This window comes from Hymenobacter siberiensis (genome assembly GCF_018967865.2).
In the GTDB taxonomy this organism is placed as follows: domain Bacteria; phylum Bacteroidota; class Bacteroidia; order Cytophagales; family Hymenobacteraceae; genus Hymenobacter; species Hymenobacter siberiensis.
On the sequence record NZ_JAHLZY020000001.1, the window covers coordinates 1742468 to 1754141 of the forward strand.

5 protein-coding genes are annotated in these 11674 nt (G+C 64.3%); 2 read left to right on the forward strand and 3 right to left on the reverse strand.

Going from position 1 to position 11674, the window contains the following annotated elements; all coding sequences use genetic code 11:
* Positions 1–130 precede the first annotated feature (130 nt).
* On the reverse strand, positions 131–5689 hold the full coding sequence (locus KQ659_RS07730; protein ID WP_216689313.1) for a T9SS type B sorting domain-containing protein: 5559 nt from the start codon (positions 5687–5689) through the stop codon (positions 131–133).
* Between the two features lie 110 nt (positions 5690–5799).
* The gene (locus KQ659_RS07735) at positions 5800–8070 is read right to left on the reverse strand and encodes a GEVED domain-containing protein (protein WP_216689312.1); all 2271 of its coding nucleotides are present in this window, start codon (positions 8068–8070) and stop codon (positions 5800–5802) included.
* A 273-nt stretch (positions 8071–8343) separates the two neighbouring features.
* Between KQ659_RS07735 and KQ659_RS07740 the strand changes: the two genes are divergently transcribed.
* Positions 8344–9153: an SDR family oxidoreductase gene (locus KQ659_RS07740; RefSeq protein WP_168674137.1), complete on the forward strand. Its 810-nt coding sequence runs from the start codon at positions 8344–8346 to the stop codon at positions 9151–9153.
* A 31-nt stretch (positions 9154–9184) separates the two neighbouring features.
* On the opposite strand, the gene KQ659_RS07745 is transcribed toward KQ659_RS07740, so the two are convergent.
* Positions 9185–10297, reverse strand: a complete 1113-nt coding sequence (locus KQ659_RS07745) for an IS4 family transposase (protein WP_216689311.1) — start codon at positions 10295–10297, stop codon at positions 9185–9187.
* Positions 10298–10474: 177 nt separating this feature from the next.
* On the opposite strand from KQ659_RS07745, the gene KQ659_RS07750 reads away from it, so the two are divergent.
* Entirely contained in the window at positions 10475–11587 is a 1113-nt protein-coding gene (locus tag KQ659_RS07750) for an IS4 family transposase (protein WP_216689310.1), read from the forward strand.
* The last annotated feature ends 87 nt before the right edge of the window (positions 11588–11674 follow it).

Below are 11674 nucleotides of genomic sequence, written 5' to 3' on the forward strand. Positions count from 1 at the left end.
CGTGGAAACGAAGTTGCCGTCGCGTTAGCCAACAAGAAAGGCCACCCGATTGGGTGGCCTTTCTTGTTGGCTAACGCGACGGAGTACGGCTACAAAATCCGACCAATCCGATAAATCCGCAGTTCAGACATTACTTTACCACCTCGAACCAGTTCTTCACGCTCGTGCCGTTGGGCAGGGTGAGGATGTAGAAGTAGTTGCCGGCGGGCGTGTTGTCGTCGCCACCCCAGTTGTTCTGGTAGTTGGTGGTTTTGTACACCTCGCGGCCCCAGCGGTTGAAGATGGTGAAGGTGTTGCCGGGGTAGAGGCCGATGTTGTCGATGACGAGCACATCGTTCTGGCCGTCGCGGTTCGGGGTGATGACGTTGTAGGTCTTCACGGCGTTGGCGAAGCTCACGCTGGTTTCGTTCGAGTTCGAGAGCAGCGGGGTGGCATCGGTGCTGGCGGCCACTACCCGGAAGTTCTGGCTGAAGCCCAGACCGGTGGCCGTGCTGTTGGGGGCGTTGTTGGAAACGGTGGCCGTTAGCGTCGAGCCTGATACCGTTATTGTGGGCATCGGAACCAGCAGTTCCGATGCTCCGGCGTCGGTGCGTCGGTAGATGCGGTACTCCTTCACCGCGAAGCCCACGAAGGCATTCCAGGTGAGGGCCGTGCTGCCTTGGTCGCGGCCGCCGGCGGTGGCGGTAGCAGTGGCTTGCAGGCGGATGGTCTGGGCCACGCCGGTAGTAGTAACCGTGCCGCAACCGTTAGTGAGGCTGAGCTGGTACTCGTAGGAATTAGCGTTGGCATCCACCGCGCTGTTGTCGGTGAAAGTGGTGGCCGAAGCCGCAACCGTACCCACCGGCGCGAAGCTGCCCGCGCCCGCCACGCGGCGCAGCACCTGCACCGGGTTGGGCGTGTTGGCGCTGTTGAGCGTGCCCAGCGAGATGATGACGCGGCTGTTGCTGGCGGCATCTACCGAGGCGTTGCTCAGGGTCAGCGTCGGGCTATCGAAGAGGATGGTGCGGATGGTGGCCGGGCCGGTGCAGGACGCAGGCGCGGCGCTGATTTCAGCAGCGCTCACCGTGTAGGGTCCGGTGGCGTTGAAGCGCACCGTAACCTGGCTGCTGGTGCCGCCGGCTGTGACGGTGCCGCCCACTACCGTCCACTGGTAGCTGGCGCCGGCCGTGGGGTTGGCAATGGCGTATTGCTGCGGCGTAGCCACATTACACACGAAGCCCGAGCCCGAAATAGTGGGCGCGGTGGGCGTAGGAGCCACCGTGAATGGCGTAGTGTACACCGGGCCGGTGCAGCCGGCCGAAGTGGTTTCCTGCACCGTAAGAGTGTAGGTGCCGGGGGCGGGCAGCGTGGCGAGCACGCGGGTATTGCCGGTGCCGGCCAGGGTAGCGCCCGCCAGCTGGAACACGTAGCTGGAGCCGGTGAAGCCGCCGGGCAGGCCGAAGGTCACGGGGCCGTTGGTCTGGCACACGCGCACCGGGGCGGTGATGGCCAGGGTGGGGCGGGGCGAGGGGTTGATGAGCACCTTGAGGGTATCGGAAGTGCCCAGGCAGCGCACGCCGCTGGCGGGGTTGCTGGTTTCCGTCACCACGATTTTGCCGATGGTGGGCACCGTCACCGGAGTCCAGCTCACGGTCACCGTGTTCTGTAGGGTGCTCACCTGCGTACCGCCGATGATGGTCCAGGCATAGCTGGAGCCGTTGGCAAAAATGCCGCTCACGTAGCGGTAGGGGCCATCGGCCTGGCACACGGCGCGCGGCAGCGGGGCTACGGCCACAATGTCGCCGGGGCCGGTGGGCCGCACCGTTTGCAGGCGTGGGTTGATGATGATGGGCAGGGTAATGGTGTCGGACGAGCAACCCTGGGCATTCAAGCTGAATACCTTGAGGTAGCCGCCGGTGCTGGCCACGCCCCAGTCCACGGTGATGGCCGAGGTGCCGTTGCCGCTGGCAATGGTACCGCCGCGAATCAGCCAGGTGAAGGCCGTGCCCACGGGATTAGCTACCGAATAGGCAATGCCTGTAACCGTGGGGCATACCGAGGCCGGCCCCACAATAGCGGAAGGCAGCGGGCGCGGGTTGATGGTCACGACCACGGCACTGGTGCTCACGCAACCATTGGCGGTGGTGGCCGTCACGGTGTAGGTGCGGGTGATGGGCGCGGCTGTGGTGTTCGAGGCCGTGAACACGGGCTGGGCGGCAGTGCTGCTGCTCAGGCCCGTAGCCGGGGCCCAGCTATAGGTGTAGCCGGTGCGGGCCGGGGTACCCAGGGTAATGGTTTTGAGGTCGCAGACGGCGGCGGCGGGGCCGGCATCGGCTACGGCGGCAGGGTTCACGGTCACGGTCACGGGGCTGGTGGCCACGCAGCCGTTGGCGGTGGTCGCAGTCAGCGTGAAGATGATGGGATTCGGGGTGGCCGTGGTGTTGGTCAGCGTGAAGGTGGGATTAGCCACGGTGGTGCTGCTCAGGCCGGTGGCCGGGCTCCAGCTGTAGGTGTAGCCCGCTACCGGGGTCGCGCCCAGCGTAATGGTCGAGCCCGAGCATACGGCCTGGTTAGCCCCCGCCACTGCCACAGCGGCAGGGTTGATGGTGACAATGACCGTCGCAGCCGCGGTGCAGCCGTTGGCGGTGGTGGCCGTCAGGGTGTAGGTCTGGGTGATTGGGGCGCCGGTCAGGTTGGGCAGGGTCACGGTCGGGTTCAGCACCGAGGCACTGCTGAGGCCGGTGGCCGGGCTCCAGGCGTAGGTGGTGCCGGCCACGGCCGCGCCGTTGCCGATGGCCACGGGCACGTTCGAGCAGGTCGCCTTGGCCAGGCCGGCATCGGCCACGGCGGCGGGGTTGATGGTTACTACCACCGTGTTGGTGGCGGTGCAGCCGTTGGCGGTGGTGGCCGTCAGGGTGTAGGTCTGGGTGATGGGGGCGGCCGTTAGGTTGGGCAGGGTCACGGTCGGGTTCAGCACCGACGTGCTGCTCAGGCCGGTGGCCGGGCTCCAGGCGTAGGTGGTACCGGCCACGGCCGCGCCGTTGCCAATGGCCACGGGCACGTTCGAGCAGGTCGCCTTGGCCAGGCCGGCATCGGCCACGGCGGCGGGGTTGATGGTTACCACCACGGTGGCAGGGGCCGAGGGACACCCGAGGGGCGAAGTGGTAATCAGGGTATAAGTCCTCACGATGGGCACGCCCGTCGTGTTAGTGCCCGTTACCGTGGGGTTGGCAATAGTCGGGTCACTCAGGCCAGTGGTCGGGCTCCAGCTATAGGTAGTGCCGGCCACGGGCGTAGTCGTGCTGCCCAGTGGGGCCGAAACCGTACCCGAGCAGAAGCTAATGGCCGGGCCGGGAATGGCCACGGCCGCAGGGTTGATGGTGATGATGACCGTCGAAGTCGCGGTGCAGCCCGTACTGTTAGTAGCCGTCACGGTATAGCTCTGGGTGATGGGCGTGCCGGTCAGGTTGGGCAGCGTCACGGTGGGCTGGGCCACGGTGGCGCTGCTCAGGCCGGTGGCCGGGCTCCAGCTATAGGTGTAGCCGGCCAGCGCGGCAGTACCAATGGCGGCCGAAGCCACTCCCGAGCAGGTCGTACGGACCGGGCCGGCATCGGCTACGGCGGCGGGGCTCACCGTCACCACCACCGAAGAGGTGCTGGAGCAGCTCGGGCCGGAGGATACGGTGAGCGTGTAGGTCTGGGTGATGGGGGCGCCGGTCAGGTTGGGCAGCGTCACAGTGGGCTGGGCCACGGTAGTGCTGCTCAGGCCCAGGGCCGGCGTCCAGGTGTAGGTAAAGCCAGTGACAGCTGCCACGCCCAGCGGCGTAGAAGCCACGTTGGGGCACACGGTGCGGGCAGGGCCGGCGTTGGCCACGGGCGGAGGCGTCACGGTCACCGTCACGGTAGCCGTGACGGAGCAGGTGCCGTCGGTGCCGGTCACGGTGTAGGTGGTGGTGGCGGTGGGTATTACCGTAACGGTGGTGCTGGTGGAGCTAATACCGCCACCGGACCACACGTAGGTAAGGCCCGCCAGGCCCGTCACAGTCAGCGTTGTTGAGGTGCCCAGGCAGATGCTGGGCGCGAGGGCCGTGGCCGTGAGGGCCGGCAGGGGCCGGATGTCCACGGATTTAACCACTGAGTCAGACAGGCAGCCGTAGGTCGAAATGCCCTTGAGCGAGAGCAGGCCGGTGGTATTGGCGTTGGCCCAGGTTACCTGCACCGCATTGGTGCCCTGGCCGCTCGTGATGGTGCCGCCCGTGATGCGCCAGCGGTAGGAGGCCGGCACGGGGCCGGCAGCGGTGTAGGTACGCACCGTGGCGGGGTCGCACACCGTGGTGGGGCCGGTAATGGCGTTGGGGCCGGCAGCGCGGGTCACCGTCACCCGGAAAATATCGGAAGCCAGCTTGCCGCCGCAGCCGTTATCCTTTACGGTCACGCCCAGGTCGTAGGGTGTGGTGCGGGCCTGGCCGCAGCCGGAGCTGTAGATGAACGTGCCCGATACCGTGCCGGTGCCGGTGGCGGTAGCCGTGCCGGTGAGGTTGCCGGGCTGCACCGTGCCCGTACTGCCATTAAAGGTGGTGTTGAACGGTCCGCTGCCATCGAGCAGGGCACTGTTCACGGTGAGCACCAGCGGGTGGTTGCCGCTGGCCTGCGTGGCCGTAATCGGAATGGTCAGCGACTGGCCTTCCTCAATGGTATAGCTGCGGGGAGTGAGGGTAGGGGCCGGCAGCACCGGCGCCGTGGTGGGCGGGCAGGTCGATACCACCAGCTGCAAGTCTCGTCGAGTGGTGCCAATCAGCACTTCCACGCCGTTGATGGTGCGGTATTCTGCCACATCCACCGCTACTACGTAGAGGCCGTTGGTGCGGGCCCCATATTTGGCGATGCCCGTACTGGCATTGATGGTCGCAAAGTTGCCCGCGCCCGTCCCAAAGGGGTTGGCCGCGCTGTAAGCCGGGTAATAGGGTACCGCTTGGGGAAAGGGTGGGAAAGTGCCGCCGGGGGTTGGGAAGCCGTAGGGCGTACCAAAAGAGTACACCAGGCGGTCGCCGTCGGGGTCAAAGGCATTGTTGAGCGAAATGGTGGTATCGTTCTGGCACACGATGGCCACGGCCGTATCCGAAAATACGGGCGAGCGGTTGTAAATCAGCGGCGGGGCCATGCTCACGTACAGCGTCAGGGGCACGTTGCCGCCGGTACCCCCGCCGGGGTTGTTCACGTTGGTCAGGGTGTTGTTGCGGGCACCCACCGAGTACACGGCGTAGTAGCCATCGAAGGACACCGGCAGGTTCACCGTCTGCACGTATTTGCACAGGTAAAACGGCTGACTGGGGCCGCTCACGGCGCAGCCCTGCGGCACGGGCGGGGCAATGGGCGGCGGCAGGTTGGCGTTGGTAGCCGTGGGTGAGGTACGGCTGAAAGTATAGTTGGCAATGCGCACCCCGGTGGTGCGATTGTATATTTCAATCGGCGCGCTCACCGGGGGAGCCGCGATGCCGTTGGGGTTGGCATTGGTATACAGGCCGTTGCTGTACACCGTCAGGGTTATCTCATAGCGAAAGGGCGTGGCGGCCGGTCCGGTGGCGTCGAGGTAGCGGTAGCTCATCTCGCCGCCCAATAGGTGCGAGGCCTGCGCCGGGCGCGTGCCCAGCACCAGCAGCGCCAGGAGTAGCATCGGCCCAAAAAAACGCCGTAGTAAGGTTGTAGGCATACAATAAAATGAAGGGGGGGGAGCTGAAAAACTGCCCCGGCCACCAGAAGGCGGCCGGGGCGGCTGGAAATTGAGGGCGGGCCGGGTGTCGGCTCGCCAGAAATTGTCGGTTACTCGCGTACCACGCGGCGCAGGGCGGTCTGGCCTTGCGCGTCGCGCAGGCGCAGCACATACACGCCGGCCGGCAGGGCGCTCAGGTCCAGCTGGGCATCGGCGGCCGGGCCCAGGCGCAGGGCTGTGCGCAGCACCGTGGTGCCCAGCAGGTTCTGCACCTCGGTGGTGTAGAGGCCGGCGGCGCTGGCATCGGGCAGACGCAGGCTCACCCGCCCGTCAAGGGTAGGGTTGGGGAAGAGGCTGAGCGTGGGGAGGGCCTGGGCATCGCGGGTGGCCAGGGGCAGTATCCGCAGCTGGTAGTCCTCCACTTCGGCGTTGATGAGATTGGTGGCGCAGGGGTTGGGCGTGCCGCCGGTGGCGTTGGCCACCACCATCACCCGCATGCGGGGCGTGCTGCCCGCCATGCCGGCGGGCACCGTGAAGGGCGCGGTGAAGGTGTTGGCGTTAGCCGTGCCATTCACCACCAGCTCGGAGGCATCAAACGTGCCGTTCATGTTCCAGTCTACCCAGGCCGAGGTGCGGTGCTGCGCGGCCAGGTTGGTGCCCACCGTCAGGCTAAGGGAGTTACCCACGCTGGCCGACAGGGTCAGGCTTGTGTAGTTGGCGTAGCCACCCGTGGCAACGCTGCTGTTATTGATGAAAGCCGGGGTGGCATTGGCAATGCCTACGGTGGCGATGAAGAACGGACTGGGCATCTGCTGTCCGCCGGGACCGGTGCCCCCCGTGCCGTTCGACGCGCAATACGTGAGGCAGGGCACCTGAATGGTTACCGCGTTCAGGCGCGTCACGCTGGCCGAGGCGTTTGTATTGGTGGCCGAGAGGGTGATGTTGTAGGTGCCCGAGGCGGTGTAGGTGTGCGTGGGGTTTTGCAGGGTGCTGGTAGTACCATCGCCGAAGCTCCACAGCCAGGAAATGGGTACGTTGGTGGTGAGGTCGGTGAACTGAATGGGATTCACGCAGCCGCCAACCACGTAGTTGGTGCTGAAGTTGATGATGGGCGGCAGCGTATTGGGCCGGGCAATGATGGTGTAGTCTTCTACTTGGCCGCTCACGGGGCTCACGCAGGGACCGGCCGTGTTGCCAATGGCGTCGGCAATCACGCGCAGGCGCAGGGGCTGGTTGAGCACGGTGCTGGTGGGCAGGGTGAGGGTGGTGGTGGCTCCGGGGCTGGCCGTGTTCAGGCCGGTATAAATCAGCTCGGACGTAGCAAAAACGCCGTTGTTGTCCAGGTCCAGGTACACCCGGATGTCGTGCGGGTTCACGCCGCCCGTGGTGATAATCATCGGGTTATTCACGCCCACAATCAAATCGGTGCGCTGCGGGCAGGTGAAGTCCTGGTAGCCGGCGCTGCCGTCGGCCGAGGTATTATCGATGCTGCCCAGCCGGAAGCGGGTGATGCCGTAGTTGGCGAAGTAATTGGTGGTCTGAGGCGAGCAGCCGGCCGCCAGCGGCACCGAGGCGTTATAAACAATGCTGGTGGCGGCGCTGGTGTTGTTGCCCACGGCGTTGGTAGCGCGCAGGGTCACGGCATAGGTGCCGGCCGTGGTGTAGGTGTGCGAGGGGCTTTGTAGGGTGCTGGTGGTGCCGTCGCCAAAGGCCCAGAGCCAGGCGGTGGGCAGGTTCTGGCTGGCATCGGTGAACTGCACGGTGCCGGAGCAGGTGGTGGTGCCATTGGTGGTGAAGGCCGCCACCGGGGCGCTCACGTTCGACGACAGCCGCACGCTGTAGTCTTCAACCTGCGAGTACTGGGGCGTGGAGCACGACGTGGGCACGGTGCCCAGCGCGTAGTCCGACGCCACCCGCATGCGCAGGTTGGTGCTGAGTACGGCCGTGGCGGGCGGCGCAAACGTGCCCGTGTGCAGGATGCTGTTTGGCCCATCAAACACCAGCTCGCTGGTGCCGGTGAAGGCCCCGTCGTTGTTGTAGTCAATCCAGACCTTCACGTTCTCGTTCGTGTTCGGGCCGGTGCGCACGCTGATGGTGTAGATCTGGCCCACCGTCAGGGCGGCGTTGAAGGTGCAGCCGTAGTCGCGGTAGCCGTCGATGTAGTTGCTGGTGGTGTTATTAATGAGGTTGTTCCCAACGGTAACGTTGAGAATACCCATACCGTAGAGGTTGGCCTGGCCGTTGGTGGCACTGCCCGGCGTGCACACGGCCGCAATGGGGCAGGTGGTTTGGGCGGCGACCTCTGAGCTCACGCCCAGTCCCAGCAAAACAGCAATAAAACCCGGCGTGAACCGGGACCAGGAACGTAGGTGTGGATGCATGCGGTACTTTGAAATAAAGCAATTGAATTCAACGGATAAATGTAAGCAGAAAGCGGGGATGGCCTGCCCACAATCGGCCGCTGCCCGCTATGAGTCGCCCACTCAACCCACCGGTTCGCCTACTGCCCACCACCGCCCGCCCGGCAACTACCTGACCAGAACCCGGGAAACAGGTTTAATCGGGCGGTGCAAAAATCGCACCAGCCACCCGTAAATTTGCCAATATTATTTGCCCGTCTTCTCCCGGTCCGACCGGGCCACTCCTTTTAGTTTATGGCAACTCCTACTGTTCTTATCACCGGCGGCACTTCGGGCATTGGCCGGGCCTGCGCGCTGGCCTTTGGCCGGGCCGGCTACCAGGTGGCCGTCACCGGCCGCGACGAAGCTAAACTCGCCGATACCGCCGCCGCGCTGGCCGCTGCCGGCGTGGCCCACCTCACCATCCGGGCCGATGTAGGCGACGAGGCCGCCGCCGAGCGCGCCGTGGCCGAAACCGTGGCCCGCTTCGGCGGCCTCAGCGTGCTGCTCAACAACGCGGGCATCAGCATGCGCGCCCGCTTTCAGGATGCCGACCTCGAAGTCATCAAGCGCCTGATGCAGACCAACTTCTTCGGCACCGTGTTCACCACCAAGTTTGCCCTGCCGCATTTGCTGGCCAGCAAGGGCAGCATCGTGGGCATCAGCAGCATTGCGGGCTACCGGGGCCTGCCGGGGCGCACCGGCTACTCGGCCTCCAAATTCGCCATGAACGGCTTCCTCGAAGCCCTGCGCACCGAATTGCTCGACCAGGGCGTGAACGTGCTCACGGCCGCGCCCGGCTTCACCGCCTCCAATATCCGCCAGACCGCGCTGGCCGCCGACGGCTCCTCGCAGGGCGAGTCGCCGCGCGACGAAGGCGCTATGATGAGCAGCGAAGCCGTGGCCCAGGAAATCCTCAAAGCCGTGCAGCAGCGCAAGCGCACGCTGGTGCTCACCGGCCAGGGCAAGCTGGTGGTTTTTCTCAACAAATGGCTGCCCGGTCTGACGGACCGGCTGGTGCTAAGCAGCTTCCAGAAAGAGGAAAAAGGGGTGGATGTGGGGTGATTTGAGTTAAGAGTTAAAGCTTAGGAGTACTCTACCCTACTATTTTTAGTAGTTGATTTCGAGCAAGTTGTCTCGTAGTGCAGTTTAGCAGCGTTTCAACCAGGCGGGCCAACGGGTCATCGGGCCGGGTTAGCGGACGGGTGAGTTGGCGGAGGAGGTTGAGGCCGTGACGAGCCAGGCTCGCGGCCCGGTAGCCGTGCTTCTTGCGGGCAATGGGGTGGCGGCCGCCGTGGGCGGCTGCGCCCACGCCCAGGCAGAAGGCGTAGGCCAGGCTGACGAGGGCCACGAGTTTGCGCAGCTTTTGCAAGCAGCGCAAGTGGGTGGCTTCCAGGCTGAAACCCCGGCCTTTCAGGTTTTGGAAGCACTGCTCAATCGTCCACCGCTTGGCGTAGAGTTGCTCGAGGTGGTTCAGACCGGCCGTGGCAAACAGGTAGACGAACTCGCCCGCCGCCACGGCCTTGACCCAGGCCTGTCCCCAGACCCCGTCGACCTGCACGTGGGCGAAGCGGCGCACCTGCCCCGGCACCAGGCCCAGGTCGGCCACGGCCTGCCGGCGGCCGTCGGCGTGGGTCAGGCCGTGGTGCTTGGGCACGCGCATGACAAAATTCAGTCCGTTGTCTTTGAGCCACTTGAACCACGCATGGCCGACAAATTCCCGGTCGCCTACGACCAGGCCGATGCGGTCTTTCCCCAGCAAAGCCACGCACTTTTCGAGCACCGCGATGCGGTCGGCGGCGTTGGAGTTGCCGCTGCGGTTGTCGAGCAGCTGCCAGTAGAGCGGCACGTGGACCTCGCCCGTGCCGACGGTGACGAGCAGCACGTTGACCTGGCACTGGCCGAAGTCCCACTCCGTGCGGTCCAGGCACAAACGCAGCTTGCCCTGCGCAGGCAATAAACTAAGCAAAAGCCTGGCCACCAGCATGTAATTGAGGTCGACTTCGCGGAAAAAGTCCTGAATGCGCGTTTCGTTCGAGGCGGGCTTAGCGGCGTCGTTGAGGTGCTGGGCCACTTCGCCAAATTGCACGTTGCGGCTCTTTATCAGGCCAATAATGAACTGGCCCACAAACTTTTGGCGAGATAAGTGGCCCACAAACGGGGCCTGTTGCAAAAGCGTCGTAATTTTAGCGGCGAAGTGTTGCTTCACGGGGCAGAACGGGTTTTTGGTGGTTGGAACCCCAAAGGTCGGGCTGCCCCGTTTTTATGCCCTAAAATTTAGTAGGGTAGAGTAGCTTAGGAGTACTCTACCTACTATTTTTCAGGTACAAAAACGGGGCAGCCCGACCTTTGGGGTTCTGACACCACCAAAAATCCGTTCTGCCCCGTGAAGCAACACTTCGCCGCTAAAATTACGACGCTTTTGCAACAGGCCCCGTTTGTGGGCCACTTGTCCCGCCAAAAGTTTGTGGGCCAGTTCATTATTGGCCTGATAAAGAGCCGCAACGTGCAATTTGGCGAAGTGGCCCAGCACCTGAACGACGCGGCCAAGCCCGCCTCGAACGAAACGCGCATTCAGGACTTTTTCCGCGAAGTAGACCTCAATTACGTACTGGTGGCCAAGCTTTTACTGAGTTTGTTGCCTGCGCAGGGCAAGCTGCGCTTATGCCTCGACCGCACGGAGTGGGACTTCGGCCAGTGCCAGGTGAACATCCTGCTCGTCACCGTCGGCACGGGCGAGGTCCACGTGCCCCTTTATTGGCACCTACTCGACAACCGCAGCGGCAACTCCAACGCCGCCGACCGCATCGCCGTGCTCGAAAAATGCGTGGCCTTGCTGGGGAAAGACCGCATCGGCCTGGTCGTGGGCGACCGGGAATTTGTCGGCCATGCGTGGTTCAAGTGGCTAAAAGACAACGGGCTTAATTTTGTCATGCGCCTGCCCAAGCACCACTGCCTGACCCACGCCGACGGCCGGCGGCAGGCCGTGGCCGACCTGGGCCTGGTGCCGGGGCAGGTGCGCCGCTTCGCTCACCTGCAGGTCGACGGGGTTTGGGGGCAGGTCTGGGTCAAGGCCGTGGCGGCGGACGCGTTTGTCTTCCTGTTTGCCACGGCCGGCCTGAACCACCTCGCGCAACTCTACGCCAAGCGCTGGACGATTGAGCAATGCTTTCAAAATCTGAAAGGGCGGGGCTTTAACCTGGAAGCCACCCACTTGCGCTGTTTCCAAAAGCTGCGCAAGCTCGTGGCCCTGGTCAGCCTGGCCTACGCGTTTTGTCTGGGCGTGGGCGCGGCCGCCCACGGCGGCCGCCAGCCCATTGCCCGCAAAAACCACGGCTACCGGGCCGCCAGCCTGAGCCGCCACGGCCTCAACCTGCTCCGCCAACTCGCCCGCCCGCTGACCCTGCCCGAGGACCCATTGGCCCGCTTGGTTGAAACGCTACTGAACTGGATTACGAGGCAACTTGCTAAAAATCAATTACTAAAAATAGTAGGGTAGAGTACAAACGTACAATAAAATCATAGTATGTTGCAAGCATTTGTAATAATAGCTACTTTTACTGCCGCGCCGCCGTTGGTGGTGGGC